The organism is Pseudomonas hygromyciniae, from assembly GCF_016925675.1.
Classification (GTDB): Bacteria; Pseudomonadota; Gammaproteobacteria; order Pseudomonadales; family Pseudomonadaceae; genus Aquipseudomonas; species Aquipseudomonas hygromyciniae.
Map to the genome: position 1 here is coordinate 4,200,484 of NZ_CP070506.1, position 17,471 is coordinate 4,217,954.

Sequence of the window (17,471 nt, forward strand, 5' to 3'; positions counted from 1 at the left end):
TACAGTGAGCATGTAGCCTTTATTTTTTCGCGGCGAACAGCGCGTCAAGCTTTTGCTCGAAGGTGTGGTAGTCGATGCGATCGTAAAGCTCCATGCGGGTCTGCATGGTGTCGATCACGTTCTGTTGGGTACCGTCGCGACGGATCGCGGTGTAGACGTTTTCGGCGGCCTTGTTCATGGCGCGGAATGCCGAGAGCGGGTACAGCACGATGGAAACATCGGCAGATTTCAACTGTTCGGTGGTGTACAGCGGCGTTGCGCCGAATTCTGTGATGTTGGCCAGGATCGGGGCTTTTACCCGCGAAGCGAACAGCTTGTACATCTCAAGCTCGGTAATGGCTTCCGGGAACACCATGTCGGCGCCGGCCTCAATGCACGCGGCGGCGCGTTCCAGGGCGGACTCCAGGCCTTCCACGGCCAGGGCGTCGGTGCGCGCCATGATCACGAAGCTATCATCGGTGCGGGCATCCACGGCAGCCTTGATGCGGTCGACCATTTCCTGCTGCGAAACGATTTCTTTATTTGGACGATGGCCGCAGCGCTTGGCGCCTACCTGGTCCTCGATATGGATCGCAGCAGCGCCGAACTTGATCATCGACTTGACGGTGCGCGCCACGTTGAATGCCGAGGAACCGAACCCGGTGTCCACGTCCACCAGCAGCGGCAGGTCGCACACGTCGGTGATACGGCGCACATCGGTCAGTACATCATCCAGGCCGGTGATGCCCAGGTCCGGCACGCCCAGGGAGCCCGCGGCCACACCGCCACCGGACAGGTAGATGGCCTTGAAACCGGCGCGCTTGGCCAGCAGAGCGTGGTTGGCGTTGATCGCGCCAACGACTTGCAGGGGGTGTTCGCTGGCGACTGCGTCACGGAAACGCTGGCCTGGGGTGCTGTTTTTATCGGAACTCATGACTCACCTCTCGAGGGGGCGCCGTCGGGGAAGTGACGGGCGATATTGCGTTTGGAAGCGCCGATATGGCGGCGCATCAACAACTCGGCCAGTTCACCGTCGCGATCGGCAATCGCGTCAAGAATGCGGTGATGCTCGGCAAATGCCTGGCGTGGACGATTGGGGGTGGCGGAGAACTGGATGCGGTACATGCGCACCAACTGATACAACTCGCCGCACAACATTTGGGTCAAGGTGCGGTTGCGCGCGCCCTGGATGATCCGGTAATGAAAGTCGAAGTCGCCTTCCTGCTGGTAGTAACCGACCCCGGCCTGGAACGCGGCATCGCGCTCGTGGGTGTGCAATACCTGGCGCAGCTCCTCGATTTCTTCGTCGGTCATGCGCTCGGCGGCCAGGCGACAGGCCATGCCTTCGAGGGACTCGCGGATTTCATAGAGTTCCACCAGCTCGGCCTGGCTCAGGGACACCACCCGCGCGCCGACATGGGGCACGCGCACCAGCAGGCGCTGGCCTTCCAGGCGGTGGATCGCCTCGCGCAGCGGGCCACGGCTGATGCCGTAGGTGCGCGCCAGCTCCGGCTCCGAGATCTTGCTGCCGGGCGCTATCTCGCCCTTGACGATGGCGGCCTGGATGCGGCGGAAGACGTTCTCGGACATGGTCTGGGAATCGTCCTGCCCTGCTACCGGAATTTCCAGCTGATCCAGCATGATTGTCGACACCTTTAAAAGCAATGCCGCAAAAACTAGCCAATCAGCCCCTGATAGTCAAAGAATAAATACACATTGTCGACAATCGTCTAATAGCCCCTCTTGCACTCTATAGGGGCATGGCCGCCTGCCAGCGCTGGCGTCAGAAAACCTTCATGTTAGAATGCCCGCCGCATTTGCCTGACATCTCCGGATGAAAAGGCGCACGAGGGAGCTTGCGCAGCAATGCCAGTCGCCTTGAATCAAACATCGCACTGCACCGCCTCAGGATCTATGAGACTCAAGCCCTTCCCCCTATTGTTCTGCCTAATGATGTTCCCGGGCCTTGGCATCGCTGCCGAGAAGACCGTTTATGGCCTCAATGAATACGCCAAGCTGGCGGGCATTGACCTGGAAGTCGCCGCCAAGCTCGACACCGGCGCCAAGACTGCGTCCCTGAGTGCCCGGGATATCAAGCGCTTCAAGCGCAATGGTGAGTCCTGGGTACGCTTCTACCTGGCCATCGATACCGCCCATTCGCACCCCATCGAACGTCCACTGGCCCGCGTCAGCAAGATCAAGCGACGCGCCGGTGACTACGACCCCGATGAAGACAAGAACTACACCGCCCGTCCGGTGATTGCCCTGGACATCTGCATGGGCACCGCTTTACGCAGCATCGAAGTGAACTTGACTGACCGCAGCGCCTTCCAATACCCGCTGCTGATCGGCTCCGAAGCGTTGAAACGCTTTGATGCGCTGGTCGACCCCAGTCTTAAATACGCAGCGGGCAAACCTGCCTGCGCCACCGACGCTCATACCGCCGAGTAATTCCAATGCGCTCTCTTACTATGCACCTGAAGATTCTGATCGCCATCCTGGTGGTACTGGGCATTTCGGTCACGGCCTATCAGATCTTCGTCCTCGGCATCCCGGTGACCGAAGACGCCACTGACGACCTGTGGAACATCGACGCCAAGGTCGAGTTCGTCGCCAACGCCAAGGACCCGGTAAAAGTCCAGATGTTCGTGCCGCCCCTGAGCCGCGACTTCGTCAGCCTCAATGAGAGCTTCATCTCCAATAACTACGGGGTGAGCGTCAACCGCATCGACGGCAACCGCAAGGTCACCTGGTCGGCCCGGCGCGCCAAGGGCAACCAGACCCTCTACTACCGCCTGGTGCTGACCAAGCGCTACAGCGGTGAAAAGGTCAAGGTCAAGGGCCCGACCTTCCGCGACAGCATCGCCGTGGAAGGCCCGGAAAAAGTCGCCGCCGAAGCCCTGCTGGCGCCAATCCGCCAGCACTCGGCCGATGTCGAAACGTTTATCAGCGAAGCCATCAAGCGCACCAACAACCTCAACGACGACAACGTCAAGCTGCTGCTGGCGGGCGATCCATCGACGCCGCACAAGGCCAAGATCGTCGAGTTGCTGCTGTCCATCGCCCACGTACCGGTGGAAAAGGTCCACACCCTCCGTCTGGTGGCCGACCAGCCACAAACCCCGGAACTGTGGCTGCGCAGCTTCAATGGCACCGACTGGTTGTACTTCAACCCGGAAACCGGCGAACAGGGCCTGCCCTCCGATCGCCTGCTGTGGTGGACCGGCGATGAAAACCTGATCACCGTCGATGGCGGCAAGAAAGCCGCCGTGACCTTCAGCTTGAACAACAGCGAGATGAACGCAATCCGCCTGGCCAAGCTGACGGACGAGAACACCGACGCCAACTTCCTCGAATACTCGCTGTACGGCCTGCCACTGCAAACCCAGCAGACCTTCATGATCATGGTGATGATCCCGATTGGCGTGCTGGTGATCCTGATCCTGCGCAACCTGATCGGCCTGCAGACCCTGGGCACGTTCACCCCGGTACTGATCGCCCTGGCCTTTCGCGAGACGCAACTGGGCTTTGGCATCGTGTTGTTTACGGTGATCACGGCGCTCGGGCTGTCTCTACGCTCGTACCTGGAGCACTTGAAGCTGCAAATGCTGCCACGCCTGTCGGTGGTGCTGACCTTTGTGGTGGTGCTGATCGCCGCCATCAGCCTGTTCAGCCATAAGCTAGGGCTGGAGCGCGGCCTGTCGGTGGCGCTGTTCCCGATGGTGATCCTGACCATGACCATCGAACGCCTGTCGATTACCTGGGAAGAACGCGGCGGTGGCCATGCGATGAAAGTCGCGATCGGCACCCTGTTCGCCGCGTCCCTGGCACACCTGATCATGAGCGTGCCGGAGTTGATCTACTTCGTGTTCACCTTCCCGGCGATTCTGTTGATCCTCGTGGGCTTCATGCTGGCCATGGGTCGCTATCGTGGCTACCGCCTGACCGAGCTGGTGCGTTTCAAGGCCTTCCTCAGGGCTGATTCGTAATGTTCGGGTTCTGGAAGACCTGGAAGGCCCTGGAAGCGCGGGGCATCATGGGCATCAACCGGCGTAACGCCGACTACGTGCTCAAGTACAACAAGCGCAGCCTGTATCCGATTGTCGATGACAAGATCATCACCAAGGAACGGGCGATCCAGGCCGGCATCCACGTGCCAGAGATGTACGGGATCATTTCCACCGAGAAAGAAATCGACAAGCTCGACGAAATTATCGGTGGCCGTAGCGACTTCGTGATCAAGCCGGCCCAGGGTGCCGGCGGCGACGGCATCCTGGTGATCGCCGACCGTTTTGAGGGACGCTATCGCACGGTGTCCGGCAAGATCATCAGCCATGAGGAAATCGAGCACCAGATTTCCAGCATCCTTACCGGCCTGTATTCCCTGGGCGGTCACCGTGACCGCGCATTGATCGAATATCGGGTAGTGCCCGACCAGATCTTCAAGAGCATCAGCTACGAAGGGGTGCCGGACATCCGCATTATCGTGCTGATGGGCTACCCGGTGATGGCCATGCTGCGCTTGCCAACCCGCCAATCCGGCGGCAAGGCCAACCTGCACCAGGGCGCGATTGGCGTCGGTGTGGACCTGGCGACCGGCCTGACCCTGCGCGGCACCTGGTTGAACAACATCATCACCAAGCACCCCGACACCACCAACGCGGTGGACGGTGTGCAACTGCCCAACTGGGATGGCTTCATGAAACTCGCCGCCGGCTGCTACGAGCTCTGCGGGCTGGGCTACATCGGCGTGGACATGGTGCTGGACCAGGAAAAAGGCCCGCTGATCCTCGAACTCAATGCTCGGCCTGGGTTGAACATCCAGATCGCCAACGATTGCGGCCTGACCTTGCGTACCCATGCAGTGGAGGCTCGCCTTGAAGAGCTGAAGGCGGCGGGCGTGACGGAAACGGCGGAAGAACGCGTGAGATTTGCCCAGGAAATGTTTGGGCATATTCCGCCCGTGGAAGGCTGAAATCCGCACCCGGCTCCGTCCTCCATCCAGCAATCCCCGACATCCCCTCTAGGAGCAAATCCTTGAGGGGACTACAATCCCCTCCCCCCGCGCCCATGGCTGATACACCCCCCGCATGTCGACCTGCTCCGTACACCCGCTGCCCTACCACGCCAACCCCGCCGAGTATTTTGCGGCGATCCGCCATGCACCCGGGGCCGTGCTGCTGGACAGCGGCCGACCAGCAGCCGAGCGGGGTCGTTATGACCTGCTCAGCGCCTGGCCGGAAGCAACGTTGGCGGTATGGCCGGATGAAAGCGGTAGCGATTTCCTGCAACGCCTGCGGGAAAACCTGACGCTGCTGGGTGAAGCGAGCCTGCCCGCACCTTATGAGCTACCGTTTGCCGGCGGCTTGATCGGTTACCTGAGCTACGACTTTGGCCGCCACCTGGAACAACTGCCGCACCAGGCAATCGACGACCTGGGTCTGCCCGATGCGCGTTTTGGCCTCTACGCCTGGGCGCTGATCAGCGACCACCAGGCGCGCACCAGCCAATTGGTGTTCCATCCGAAACTGCAGGAAAGCGAACTGCAACGGCTGCTGGCCCTGTTCAGCCAACCTGCCGCCCAGACCCAGGCCAGCTTCAAGCTGCACACCCGGATGACCCCGGACCTGAGCGCCGAAGCCTATGAGCAAGCCTTGGCCCGCATCCAGGCCTATATCCAGGCCGGTGATTGCTATCAGGTCAACTTCGCCCAACGCTTTCGCGCGACCTGCAACGGGGATCCATGGGTCGCCTATTGCGCCCTGCGCGCAGCGTGCCCGACGCCGTTCTCCGGCTTCCAGAGCCTGCCGGATGACGGCGCGGTAGTAAGCCTGTCGCCCGAGCGTTTCGTACGGGTCAGCCAGCGCCAGGTGGAAACCCGCCCGATCAAGGGCACCCGACCTCGGGGGCTGACGCCTCAAGAAGATGCCGCCAACGCGGCCGAACTCCTGGCCAGCCCCAAGGATCGCGCGGAGAACCTGATGATCGTCGATCTGCTGCGCAATGACCTGGGCCGCACCTGCCGCACCGGCTCGGTCAAGGTGCCGGAGTTGTTCAGCCTGGAAAGCTATCCGAATGTGCATCACCTGGTCAGCAGCGTGACCGGCGAACTGGCTGACGGCAAAGACGCCTTGGACCTGATCGCCGGCAGCTTCCCCGGCGGCTCGATCACCGGTGCGCCGAAGATCCGCGCGATGCAGATCATCGACGAACTGGAACCCACCCGCCGCGGGCTGTACTGCGGCTCGTTGCTCTACCTGGATGTGCGCGGCGGGATGGACAGCTCCATCGCCATTCGCAGCCTGCTGGTCAAGGACGGCCAAGTCTGTTGTTGGGGCGGCGGCGGGATCGTTGCCGACTCCCAGTGGCAGGCGGAGTATCAGGAATCGATGACCAAGGTGCGGGTGTTGCTGGAGACGCTGGAAGCGCTGTAAACCCACCTCCCAGGGAAAGAACCTGAATCAGAACCGCCGTGGACAGCAGCGGGGCGCAGGGATAGCGTCTCGCTTCGAAGTTACTTGGCCGTCTGTGAGGGATCACATGGATCGACTGCTTGTTGCCTTTGTCGTTGTATCGCTTGCTGCGTTGAAACAAAGCCCATTTCCTACACATCGCGCTCCCTACCAGGACTTGAAAACCCCGGAAGTGACGCCTAATATCTCCCAAATTGGGAGGTTCGATAGATGCGAATAATCGCAAGAGCCGCCTTAAGGGAGTTCTGGGAAAGCAGCCCGGCTTATACCGACTCAAAAACACCACTGGTTGAATGGTATCGCCATCTAGAGAAATCCACTTATCACACGCCACAGGACCTGAAGAGGGTGCTTCGAACCGCAAGCACGCTCAAAGGAGGAAGGGTCGTGTTCAATATTGGTGGCAATAAGTATCGGGTGGTTGTGGCGATCGACTATTTGCGGCAGCTGGGTTTCATACGGTTTGTCGGCACCCATGCCCAGTACGACCAGATCAACGCGGAGACTGTGTGATGAACATCAAACCTATTCGTACCCCAGAAGACCTGGCCGCTGCGCTGGCGCGTGTGGATCAGTTATGGGGGGCGCAGATCGGTTCGCCGGAAGGTGATGAGCTGGAAATTCTCGCGCTGCTGATCGAAAGATACGAAGACGAACACTTTCCCATGCCGCCTTCCGATCCGGTGGAGGCTATCAAATTCCGTATGGACCAGATGGGCCTGACGGCGCGCGACCTGGAGCCCTTTATCGGCTCCAGCGGCCGAGTGTCCGAAGTGCTGAACCACAAGCGCAAGCTGAGCCTGGCCATGATCAAGCGCCTGCACGAAGGTTTGCGCATTCCTTATGAGCGGTTGTTTGAAGGGGCTTGAGGGCCTTATCGCGGCATAGGTATCTACACAACTTTGCCGCAACGCCTAGATCCAGGCAGATAGCGCAGTTGTGGCGAGCGGGCTTGCCCCGCGCTGGGCTGCGAAGCAGCCCCAAAACCAGCAGCTGCGGTGTATCTGGTACAACGCATTCGGCTTATTGGGGCTGCTTCGCAGCCCAGCGCGGGGCAAGCCCGCTCGCCACGGGTGAGTTCGTCAGTTTCTGAAAGTTGTGTAGATACTTATGCTTATCGCGGGCAAGCCAGCTCCCACATTTTTGCTCTGCAAACACAGTCGAAAATGGGGGAGCGAGCTTGCTCGCGATGAGGCCGTCAGCCTCGCTAAATCACTTACAGGCTCAACGACCGATTCGAGGCCTTGATGAACTCCCGCTTCAAGTCCTCAAAGGTATGCACCGCCGGGAATTGCGGGAACTCGCGAATCACATTCTCCGGCGCATGGAACAGAATCCCACGATCCGCCTCACCCAACATGGTGGTGTCGTTGTACGAATCACCGGCAGCAATGACCCGGTAGTACAGGGTCTTGAAGGCCAGTACCGACTGGCGCTTGGGGTCTTTCTGGCGCAGTTGATAGCTCACCACCCGATCATTTTCATCGGTGATCAGGCGGTGGCAAAGCAGGGTCGGGAAGCCCAGTTGACGCATCAACGGCTGGGAGAACTCATAGAAGGTGTCCGAGAGGATCACCACCTGGAAGCGCTCGCGCAGCCAATCGACGAACTCGATGGCGCCCTCCAGCGGCTTGAGGGTGGCGATCACTTCCTGGATATCCGACAGTTTCAAACCGTGCTCGTCGAGAATCCGCAGGCGCTGCTTCATCAGCACGTCGTAGTCGGGAATGTCCCGGGTGGTGGCCCGCAAGGATTCAATACCGGTTTTTTCAGCGAAGGCGATCCAGATTTCCGGAACCAGCACCCCTTCCAGGTCGAGACAGGCAATTTCCACAAGACACTCCCATTTGGATTTTTTTTCAGTTGAGCGAGTAAAAGGACTGCCGAACTCTAGCGATTCGCGCTGGCCGCCGCAACGCAGGGCGGATTTTGTTAACATCCCACCCCTATAGAGCGCTCAGCGCCACTGACCTGTAGGAACCGTCCTGATGAACCAAGCCTTCGACGTCGCTGAACTCGCCGCGACCTATGCCAACAAGTCCGCCCAAGACATCCTCAAGCTGGCGTTCAGCCAGTTCGGCGATGACCTGTGGATTTCCTTCAGCGGTGCCGAGGACGTGGTGCTGGTGGATATGGCCTGGAAGCTGAACAAAAACGTCAAGGTCTTCAGCCTCGACACCGGCCGCCTGCATCCGGAGACCTACCGGTTTATCGAGCAGGTGCGCGACTTCTACAAGATCGATATCGAGTTGATCTCGCCGGACCAGAGCAAGCTGGAACCCTTCGTCAAGGAAAAGGGCCTGTTCAGCTTCTACAAGGACGGCCATGGCGAATGCTGCGGCGTGCGCAAGATCGAACCGCTGCGCCGCAAACTCTCTGGCGTCAGCGCCTGGGCCACCGGCCAGCGCCGCGACCAGAGCCCCGGCACCCGCAGCCAGGTGGCGGCCCTGGAAATCGACACGGCGTTCTCCACGCCGGAACGCACCCTCTACAAGTTCAACCCGCTGGCACAAATGACCAGTGAAGAGATCTGGGGCTATATCCGCATGCTGGAGCTGCCTTACAACAGCCTGCACGAACGCGGCTTTATCAGCATCGGCTGCGAGCCGTGCACTCGCCCGGTGTTGCCGAACCAGCATGAGCGCGAAGGCCGTTGGTGGTGGGAAGAAGCAACCCAGAAGGAATGCGGGTTGCATGCGGGGAATATCATCAGCAAGGCCTGAAACCGCCCCCTCCGATATAGCGCTGTGTGGCGAGCGGGCTCGCCACAACAAGCCCGCCCCCGCACTTTTTCCGCTCGCCGCAAAATCCCGTACACAATATTGTCACTAACAGTGCCATTTTTGTGTGCACTTCAATTATTTCGCACCGAAAAGTTACACCCCACTTCGGCCAACTTCCTACATCCTCCACACCTACATTCCCGCAACAAAATAAATACCTGTTCAAACGGTCAATTTATAGTTGTTTAAATTCAGCTATTTATTAATCAAACCTGCAAAAACGAAATTAGCCAAACTTTTGATAGATAAAAAACCTGGCACGCAAGTGGCTAAGGGAGTTGAAGTCTTTGTATACAACTTCAACAACAACCTTCATACACTTTGTGTCCGCATGCCAGGCGCCCTGCAACCCAGCGCCTGCTGCAGATGCCAGGAGCCTGCCGGAATGCGCACAACTCTTCCCAATAATCTCGCACTGGATCTGCCCTCCTCCACAGCCAGCCCCACGGCCGCAAACCCCGGCCCGCTGGTGCTCAGCCCACGCCTGCACAACAAGGACCTGGCACCCACCAAGGTCGAAGGCCGGCGCTGGGGTGGCTATAGCATCTTCGCCCTGTGGACCAACGATGTGCACAACATCGCCAACTATTCCTTCGCCATCGGCTTGTACGCACTGGGGCTGGGTGGCTGGCAGATTCTGTTGTCACTGGGGATCGGCGCGGCGCTGGTGTATTTCTTTATGAATCTGTCCGGCTATATGGGCCAGAAAACCGGTGTGCCGTTTCCGGTGATCAGCCGGATCAGTTTCGGCATATATGGCGCGCAAATACCTGCGCTTATCCGGGCCGTGATTGCCATCGCCTGGTTCGGGATTCAAACCTACCTCGCATCAGTGGTGTTCCGCGTTCTATTGGTGGCGATTGATCCAGGATTTTCCGACTACGACCATAACTCGATCCTCGGTCTTTCAACCTTGGGCTGGGCATGTTTTGTGCTGATCTGGTTTGTGCAACTGGTGATCCTGGCCTACGGCATGGAAATGGTCCGCCGCTACGAAGGCTTTGCCGGCCCGGTCATCCTGCTGACTGTCGCGGCGCTGGCCGGTTGGATGTATTTCCAGGCAAGCGGCAATATCGCCTGGTCAATCCGCGAGCCCCTGAGCGGTGGCGAGATGTGGCGCAATATCTTTGCCGGTGGCGCCTTGTGGTTGGCGATCTACGGCACCCTGATCCTCAATTTCTGCGACTTCGCCCGTTCATCGCCCTGCCGCAAGACCATCCAGGTCGGCAACTTCTGGGGCCTGCCGGTGAATATCCTGGTGTTCGCGATCATCACCGTGCTGTTGTGCGGCGGCCAGTTCCAACTCAATGGCCAGGTGATCGAAAGCCCTACCCAGATCATCGCGGCCATTCCCAATACCTTCTTCCTGGTGCTGGGATGCCTGGCATTCCTGATCGTCACCGTGGCGGTGAACATCATGGCCAACTTCGTTGCCCCGGCCTTTGTCTTGAGCAACCTGGCGCCCAAGTACCTGAACTTCCGCCGCGCCGGGCTGATCAGCGCGTTTCTCGCGGTGCTCATCCTGCCGTGGAACCTCTACAACAGCCCGCTGGTGATTGTGTACTTCCTCTCCGGCCTCGGTGCCCTGCTGGGCCCACTGTATGGCGTGATCATGGTGGATTACTGGTTGATCCGTAAGGGCCGGATCGACGTGCCGCAGTTGTACAGCGAAGATCCCAACGGCGCGTATTACTACAGCCGCGGGGTCAACCTGCGGGCGGTGGCCGCGTTTGTCCCGGCGGCGGTGATTGCCATTGTGCTGGCACTGCTGCCGGGTTTTGCCAGCGTCTCGCCGTTCTCCTGGCTGTTTGGCGCCGGCATTGGCGGGGTGCTGTATTGGCTGATCGCCAAGCGCCAGCCGGTCTACGCCGATATCAGCGGCGAGAGCATCGCTGTCGACAACGTCAGTCATTGATCAGGGAGCATTCCATGCGCATTCTCGTCGTCAACGTCAACACCACCGAATCCATCACCGAGGCCATTGCCCAGCAGGCCCGCAGCGTGGCGGCGGCGGGCACCGAAATTGTCGGGCTGACGCCGTTTTTCGGTGCCGAATCGGTAGAAGGCAATTTCGAAAGCTACCTGGCGGCCATCGCGGTGATGGACCGGGTGATGGCCTACGATCAGCCATTCGATGCGGTCATCCAGGCCGGTTATGGCGAACATGGCCGCGAAGGCCTGCAAGAATTGTTGAACGTGCCGGTAGTGGATATCACCGATGCCGCCGCCTGCACCGCCATGTTTCTCGGCCATGCTTACTCGGTGGTTACCACCCTGGACCGCACGGTGCCGTTGATCGAAGACCGGCTCAAGCTTTCCGGGCTGTATGAGCGCTGCGCCTCGGTGCGCGCCAGCGGTATGGCGGTGCTGGAACTGGAGGAACACCCGTTGCGGGCCATGGAAGCCATCGTGCGTCAGGCCGAGCTGGCCATCAGCGAAGACAAGGCCGAAGTGATCTGCCTGGGTTGCGGCGGCATGGCCGGGCTGGATGAGCAAATCCGCCAGCGCACCGGCGTGCCGGTGGTCGATGGCGTGACGGCTGCTGTCACCCTGGCCGAAGCGTTGGTAAGGCTGGGGTTGTCGACTTCGAAGGTGCGTACCTATGCCACACCCCGGCCGAAGAACATCATCGGTTGGCCGGGGCGATTCGCGCGGTAAGGCCATCGCCGGCATGGCGGTTCAGATCGCACTGAACCGCTGCGCCAACTGCTGCTGGGCAAACTGCTCGAGGATGAAGTCGACAAACACCCGGGTCTTGCCCGGCAGCAGTTTGTGCTCGGCGTAATACAGGGAGATATTGCCGTCATCAACGTACCAGTCGGGCAACACTCGCACCACGGCGCCGCTCTCGAGAAACGGCACAGCCATCGGCATGCTGACCAGGGCAATGCCCAGGCCTTGGGTGCAGGCGCAGCACGCGGCTTCGGAGTCGCCCATGGTCATCCGCGGTTTGAGCATCAAGGGCCGCTGTTCGCGGGCGCGATTGGTCAATTGCCAGGTCCGCACGCGGCCGGTTTGCGGCGAACGGATCAGGATGCCATTGCACAAGCCCAGGTCTTCTGGGACACGCACGGGCAGGCGTTTTGCCAGGTAATCGGGCGAGGCCACCAAAATCCGGTGGGCCGGGGTCAGCTTGCGCGCGACCACGCCTTGGGGCAGATCGAACCCGCCGCCGATGGCCGCATCAAAGCCCTGGCCGATCAGGTCGACCTGGCGATTATCAAAATGCCAATCAGGACTGATATCGGGAAAACGTCGCATAAAATCTGCCAACAGCGGCACCACATAGCGGTTGCCGAATACCGTGCCCATACTCACTTTGAGCGTACCCACGGGCCGGCCTTCGGCGCTGGCCAGGTTGGCCACGGCATTCTGGATAGTGGTGAGACTGGCGCTGACCTCTTGCAGAAAAAACTTACCGGCTTCAGTCAATGTAAGGCGCCGGGTACTGCGCTGAAACAACCGCACGCCCAGGCGCGCCTCAAGCTTGGCGACGCTTTTGCCGACGGCCGCCGGCGTCAGGCTCAGGTGCCGGGCCGCTTCGGCAAAGCTGCCGCCTTCGGCGCTGCGCACGAAGCATTCGATACTGCCGAAGCTCTCCATACCCTCTCACTCTAAACTTTTGGTTTACACAGACTATAGCAATCACGGTCTACCGGGAGCGGCCAGCTCCGTCGATACTCGCCTCCAACAACCTGGCAGACCTGCCTTGAATGATCTGGAGATCGACATGACCACACAAACCCTCAGCGGCAAAGTTGCCTTGATCCAGGGCGGTTCCCGCGGCATCGGTGCCGCCATCGTCCAACGCTTGGCAGCGCAAGGCGCAGCTGTTGCCTTTACCTACGTCAGCTCCGCCGCCAAGGCTGAAGACCTGCAAAACAGCGTCATCCGCGCTGGCGGCAAGGCCCTGGCGATTCAAGCCGACAGTGCCGATGCAAGCGCCATCCGCAATGCCGTCAGTGCCACTGTCGAAGCGTTCGGGCGCCTGGATATCCTGGTGAACAACGCCGGTGTGCTGGCGGTCGGCCCGCTGGAGGATTTCAAACTGGAGGACTTTGACCAGACCCTGGCCATCAACGTGCGCAGTGTGTTTATTGCCACCCAGGAAGCGGCCCGGCACATGGCCGAAGGGGGTCGCATCATCAATATCGGCAGTACCAACGCTGAGCGCATGCCCTTCGCCGGTGGCGGCCCGTATGCCATGAGCAAAGCCGCGCTGGTGGGCCTGACCAAAGGCCTGGCGCGCGACCTGGGGCCACGGGGGATTACCATCAACAACGTGCAGCCAGGCCCGGTGGACACCGATATGAACCCGGCCAACAGTGAGTTTGCCGAGAGCCTGATTGGCCTGATGGCGGTCGGTCGGTATGGGCAGGTGGAAGAGATCGCCAGCTTTGTGGCTTACCTGGCAGGGCCGGAGGCTGGGTACATCACCGGCGCAAGCTTGACCATCGATGGTGGCTTCAGCGCATGACGCTTGTAGGAGCCGGCAAGCCGGCTCCTACAATTCAGCGCAGCGGCGGCAGGCCGTAGGCCACCAAGTCGAAGTCCGCAAGTTTGCGGATGATCTGGTCGGCGTGAGCGTACTTGCTGTCGGCCATGGCCTCATCAGGCACTGCAATGGCGGTCATGTTCGCGGCCTTGGCAGCGGTCACGCCAAACGGCGAGTCTTCAAACACTAGGCAATCCTCGGGCGCAACGCCCAGGCGGCGGGCAGCGGTGAGGAAGATGTCCGGGGCTGGCTTGGCAGCGCCGACCTCCGGGTCGTCGGCAGTGACGATGGTACCGAACAGGCCAAACCACTCCCGGTGCAGCGTGGTCTTGTGGCCAAACGAATGGCGCGACGAACTGGTGCCCACGGCGATGGGAATATCGTGCGCCTTTAAATGCCGCACCAACGCCTCGGCGCCCGGCATGCCCAGTGCCTTGGGAAAACGCTCGCTCATCAACGGCTCGCGGATGAGCAGGAACTCTTCAGGCGTGATCGGCAAGTCCAGCGCCTTGACCACATACTCGGCCAGATCCTGGGCGCCACGGCCAATGATGTGCTGCTTGATGCCCCAGTCGTAGGTGCGGCCATAGCGCTCGGCGATAATCTGCGTGACTTCGGTGTAGATGCCTTCGGTGTCCAGCAACAACCCGTCCATATCGAAAATCACGGCCTTGATCGGGCCGACAGCAGTACGCGATGCGCTCATCACAAAAGATCCGTGGCAAAGGACTAAAAGGATTCAGCACAATAACGGCCCTGCCAGCCTGCAAGCAACTCATTATCCCTTAGACTGGCGCCCTCCCCGTCCAAGCGAACCCGATATGCTTTTGCGCATTGCTGCCGACAGCCTGGTGCTGTTTCACCTGTGTTTTATCCTGTTTGTGCTGTTCGGAGGCCTGCTCGCCCTGCGCTGGCGCCGGGTCATCTGGCTGCACTTGCCTGCCGCAGCCTGGGGCATGGCCGTCGAGTTCTTCCACCTGCCCTGCCCCCTGACCCGCTGGGAAAACCTGTTACGCCACCTCGCCGGACAAGAGGGTTATGGCGCAGGTTTTATCGAGCATTACATCATTGCCCTGATCTATCCCGCCGGGCTGACACCACAGATCCAACTGGGCCTGGGCGCGCTGGTGCTGGTGATTAATATTGCGGTGTATACGCGCCTGGTCAGGCGCTGGTAGCGATTCGGTGCAGGCATGGGTATCCCGATCACAATTCTTCGCTATATAGTGAAAGACATAACGATCAGCCTATAAAAACCGAGGACACCCCGTTGAACGCACCTTCGAAGGAAGCCGTTGGCGCCGCCTACAGCATCGACTCCATGCGCCACGCCCAAGCCATGACCTGGCGCGCCATCGAGCAACTGGCCCAGCAGATCCGCCCCGGCATGCTCGAATCCGAGGCCCGCGAACTGGGCAAGCACGTGCTTGCCGAGCTGGACATGCAGCGCATCTGGCACCCGCTGCTGGTGCGATTTGGCGCCAACACCCTCAAGACCTTCAAGCAGCGCTCGGACGGCGATCCAGTATTAACCGAGGACGACATCTTCTTTATCGACATGGGTGCGGTGTGGCAAGGCCACGAAGGCGACGCCGGCGCCACATTTACCACCGGCAGCGACCCGAAAATGGCTGCTTGTGCGAGCGCGGCCAAAGAGCTGTTCGACCGGGTGCAGTTGCGCTGGAAAACCGAAAAAGTCATGGGCCTTGAGCTGTATCGCTATGCCGAGGAACAGGCCCGGGACATGGGCTGGGTACTGAACCTGAGCATCAAAGGGCACCGCGTCAGCGACTACCCCCATGCCATCCATCGTGGCGGTGACTTGGGGGATTTCGCGCACTACCCCAATGAAGGGCTGTGGATCCTTGAGATCCAGATTGCTCATCCGAGCAAACCGTATGGGGCGTTTTATGAGGACTTACTGGCCTAGCCTTGTTGCCGCGCCAGAAACTCCACAATCAATGAGGTGGTCTGCTGCTGGATCACCTCACGCGGTCGGGCCCCCGCGCCATCCCGGCAGATCATGCCATCGCCCGGCGAACTCTCTTCGATCAACGCCTCCCCGCCCGCCTTGCACACCGCCATAAAGCTGAAGTGAGTGGCGTCGCTGATTTCGACATAACGCGTCGCTGCCGGTGGCAGGCGCCTGGCCAGATCAGCGGATTCCAACGCGGCGGGAAGCTCGGTCGAGGGCACGCCCGCCGCAATCACCAATGTCTGCACCGACACCGCCGCCAGGCTTTGATCGGTAAACCCACGGGACAGGCCCAGGTCCAGTGAAACAATGGCGCTGACCCGAGTGATTTTAAAAAGCTGATAGCACTTAGAAAAGAGCAGCCTCTAAAAGACTGCGCACCGGGCTTCAAGGTTTACCTAAGCGGCGGTCAACACTGCACCTGCGTCCTGTTCTGGCATTTCAAGGCAAAGGCGCAGCGTTGACGGTGTACCAGCCCGACGGGGTCTTGGCACACACCTGCGGTCTTAGCGGCGTTTCCACCGTGGTATTGGCCTGAGTGGAGAGTTGGCGAACAGCAATCACGCAGCCGGCCTTGAACGTGCTGATCTTTATAATTTGAAGTTCCATCTCATAGTCTTTGCCAGGCTCGGGGATGAGTGTGACGGGCGCGGGAAAGCAGGAGATTTGCGATCCCCCCATGCCAAACCCTGCAATAAAGGGTTTGCCGGCCGCAATGACATGCTCGTCAAACACCTTGGGCGACTGATTGATGGCTTTGCTCGCCTTACTGGCAGGCATGCCAATCACACTGTTCTGGCTGTCTGTCGCCCGAAAAGGGTACAGACCTGCCGAGTCGACATGCGCGGTTTGCCACCCAGCTTCTTCAGGCGTTTTGGTCAGCAGGGACTCGTTGTAAAACATCTCGCAGGTCTGGCCACTGATAAAGCCCGCGTTGGTGGTATCACCCGTGATCAGGCGAACACGAGCACTGTTGGCCGGATCATATTTGCTGATTTGCACTTCGTTGCGAACATCGGTTTTAGTCGTGGCGCAGCCAATAAGGGCCAGGCTGACAGCCAGCGGGAAGAGTAAACGCATGGGTAACCTTCATATCCTGTGAGGGTTGGAGGCCGCAACGATACTATGAAGGCCGCGCAGTTGCCCACTTGCCACCCGGCCACGCAGAAATGCTGCTTCGCTCAAAAGACCGGCTGGCCAATGGGGTGGGGAACCGTTCGCAGACCTGTAAAACCAGTCATCTGCCCCATATCTCCTTTTTCCAGATGCCAGAAACCACAAACCCCCGGCTTTCTCGAAGAAAACCGGGGGTTTGTGTTTGTAGAATGTGGCGGTGAAGGAGAGATTCGAAACTACCCGTTCGTGATTTTCGAAACCAAGGCCCCCGGTTTATAAGGGCTGCAGCCCGGTGGTGCACACAGGATCTGTCCCATGGCAGTCCCATGGCTTAAATGCACCAGGTTGCAGAAAACGGTCACAACAGGCGTTTTGAACGATTTATGTTGAGCCATGGGAAAAAGGTAATTTTGGTAATGAACTGTCAAAAACCGGATAAAGTCTAATAAAATCAGATAGTTGATATATTTTATAGAGGTAATAATAAGGTAAGTAAATGGTTAGAAAATTACTTTCAGAGACAGTAATGCCAGTGAGCTGCCAAACCCAGCAAAATGGGGGGCTGAACAAAATATTACCTCTCTCGTTACCTTATATTACCCTCCGAGGTAATAGCTGAAAGCCACGTTCTATAAGGGCTCCAGCCAATT

At 59.5% G+C, this 17,471-nt stretch carries 18 protein-coding genes and 1 pseudogene; 12 read left to right on the forward strand and 7 right to left on the reverse strand.

The annotated features are described in order from the left end of the window. Nucleotides 1-19 precede the first annotated feature (19 nt). Together prpB and JTY93_RS18620 are read right to left on the reverse strand one after the other, a co-directional pair. On the reverse strand, nt 20-913 hold the full coding sequence (prpB, locus tag JTY93_RS18615) for a methylisocitrate lyase (protein ID WP_169954256.1): 894 nt from the start codon (nt 911-913) through the stop codon (nt 20-22). Further along, nucleotides 910-1,620, reverse strand: a complete 711-nt coding sequence (locus tag JTY93_RS18620) for a GntR family transcriptional regulator (protein WP_029298300.1) — start codon at nt 1,618-1,620, stop codon at nt 910-912. Before JTY93_RS18620 ends, prpB begins: the two co-directional genes overlap by 4 nt. A 273-nt stretch (nt 1,621-1,893) precedes the next feature. On the opposite strand from JTY93_RS18620, the gene rloA reads away from it, so the two are divergent. The 6 genes from rloA (at nt 1,894) to JTY93_RS18650 (ending at nt 7,321) form a co-directional block, all read left to right on the forward strand. After that, nucleotides 1,894-2,430 carry a retropepsin-like aspartic peptidase RloA gene (gene rloA / locus JTY93_RS18625; protein WP_092231868.1) on the forward strand — a complete coding sequence of 179 codons (537 nt, stop codon included), beginning with the start codon at nt 1,894-1,896 and terminating at the stop codon, nt 2,428-2,430. Between the two features lie 5 nt (nt 2,431-2,435). Next, nucleotides 2,436-3,968, forward strand: a complete 1,533-nt coding sequence (rloB, locus tag JTY93_RS18630) for an osmotic stress tolerance membrane protein RloB (RefSeq protein ID WP_205479868.1) — start codon at nt 2,436-2,438, stop codon at nt 3,966-3,968. Further along, entirely contained in the window at nt 3,968-4,954 is a 987-nt protein-coding gene (locus tag JTY93_RS18635) for an alpha-L-glutamate ligase-like protein (protein WP_169992663.1), read from the forward strand. Before rloB ends, JTY93_RS18635 begins: the two co-directional genes overlap by 1 nt. A 115-nt stretch (nt 4,955-5,069) precedes the next feature. Then, the gene (gene pabB / locus JTY93_RS18640; protein ID WP_205479865.1) at nt 5,070-6,413 is read left to right on the forward strand and encodes an aminodeoxychorismate synthase component I; all 1,344 of its coding nucleotides are present in this window, start codon (nt 5,070-5,072) and stop codon (nt 6,411-6,413) included. 249 nt (nt 6,414-6,662) lie between these two features. Then, nucleotides 6,663-6,965, forward strand: a complete 303-nt coding sequence (locus JTY93_RS18645) for a type II toxin-antitoxin system HigB family toxin (protein WP_205479863.1) — start codon at nt 6,663-6,665, stop codon at nt 6,963-6,965. Then, the gene (locus tag JTY93_RS18650) at nt 6,965-7,321 is read left to right on the forward strand and encodes a helix-turn-helix domain-containing protein (protein WP_205479861.1); all 357 of its coding nucleotides are present in this window, start codon (nt 6,965-6,967) and stop codon (nt 7,319-7,321) included. Before JTY93_RS18645 ends, JTY93_RS18650 begins: the two co-directional genes overlap by 1 nt. Nucleotides 7,322-7,668: 347 nt before the next feature. Here JTY93_RS18650 and thrH read toward each other — a convergent pair whose 3' ends face one another. Continuing rightward, complete coding sequence (gene thrH, locus JTY93_RS18655; protein WP_029298307.1) at nt 7,669-8,286, reverse strand: bifunctional phosphoserine phosphatase/homoserine phosphotransferase ThrH; 618 nt, start codon at nt 8,284-8,286, stop codon at nt 7,669-7,671. A 154-nt stretch (nt 8,287-8,440) separates the two neighbouring features. Here thrH and JTY93_RS18660 point away from each other — a divergent pair, with 154 nt between their 5' ends. The 3 genes from JTY93_RS18660 (at nt 8,441) to JTY93_RS18670 (ending at nt 11,893) form a co-directional block, all read left to right on the forward strand. Beyond that, complete coding sequence (locus JTY93_RS18660) at nt 8,441-9,175, forward strand: phosphoadenylyl-sulfate reductase (RefSeq protein WP_169992667.1); 735 nt, start codon at nt 8,441-8,443, stop codon at nt 9,173-9,175. A 445-nt stretch (nt 9,176-9,620) separates the two neighbouring features. Continuing rightward, nucleotides 9,621-11,150 carry an NCS1 family nucleobase:cation symporter-1 gene (locus JTY93_RS18665; protein ID WP_205477264.1) on the forward strand — a complete coding sequence of 510 codons (1,530 nt, stop codon included), beginning with the start codon at nt 9,621-9,623 and terminating at the stop codon, nt 11,148-11,150. Nucleotides 11,151-11,164: 14 nt separating this feature from the next. Next, the gene (locus JTY93_RS18670) at nt 11,165-11,893 is read left to right on the forward strand and encodes an aspartate/glutamate racemase family protein (RefSeq protein ID WP_205477263.1); all 729 of its coding nucleotides are present in this window, start codon (nt 11,165-11,167) and stop codon (nt 11,891-11,893) included. Between the two features lie 21 nt (nt 11,894-11,914). Here JTY93_RS18670 and JTY93_RS18675 read toward each other — a convergent pair whose 3' ends face one another. Beyond that, complete coding sequence (locus tag JTY93_RS18675) at nt 11,915-12,838, reverse strand: LysR family transcriptional regulator (protein ID WP_205477262.1); 924 nt, start codon at nt 12,836-12,838, stop codon at nt 11,915-11,917. A 127-nt stretch (nt 12,839-12,965) separates the two neighbouring features. Here JTY93_RS18675 and JTY93_RS18680 point away from each other — a divergent pair, with 127 nt between their 5' ends. Next, complete coding sequence (locus tag JTY93_RS18680; RefSeq protein WP_205477261.1) at nt 12,966-13,712, forward strand: 3-oxoacyl-ACP reductase family protein; 747 nt, start codon at nt 12,966-12,968, stop codon at nt 13,710-13,712. 34 nt (nt 13,713-13,746) lie between these two features. On the opposite strand, the gene JTY93_RS18685 is transcribed toward JTY93_RS18680, so the two are convergent. Further along, complete coding sequence (locus tag JTY93_RS18685; protein WP_205477260.1) at nt 13,747-14,436, reverse strand: HAD-IA family hydrolase; 690 nt, start codon at nt 14,434-14,436, stop codon at nt 13,747-13,749. A gap of 115 nt (nt 14,437-14,551) precedes the next feature. Here JTY93_RS18685 and JTY93_RS18690 point away from each other — a divergent pair, with 115 nt between their 5' ends. Then, on the forward strand, nt 14,552-14,908 hold the full coding sequence (locus JTY93_RS18690; protein WP_029298317.1) for a DUF2784 domain-containing protein: 357 nt from the start codon (nt 14,552-14,554) through the stop codon (nt 14,906-14,908). A gap of 92 nt (nt 14,909-15,000) precedes the next feature. Further along, complete coding sequence (locus JTY93_RS18695) at nt 15,001-15,660, forward strand: M24 family metallopeptidase (RefSeq protein WP_240344382.1); 660 nt, start codon at nt 15,001-15,003, stop codon at nt 15,658-15,660. Here the strand turns inward: JTY93_RS18695 and JTY93_RS18700 are convergent. Together JTY93_RS18700 and JTY93_RS18705 are read right to left on the reverse strand one after the other, a co-directional pair. Further along, nucleotides 15,657-16,028 (reverse strand): annotated as a pseudogene (locus tag JTY93_RS18700) (alpha/beta hydrolase family protein); the annotation flags it as partial. The gene JTY93_RS18695 and the pseudogene JTY93_RS18700 overlap by 4 nt on opposite strands. Nucleotides 16,029-16,146: 118 nt before the next feature. After that, nucleotides 16,147-16,785: a hypothetical protein gene (locus tag JTY93_RS18705; protein WP_205477259.1), complete on the reverse strand. Its 639-nt coding sequence runs from the start codon at nt 16,783-16,785 to the stop codon at nt 16,147-16,149. Nucleotides 16,786-17,471: the final 686 nt, after the last annotated feature.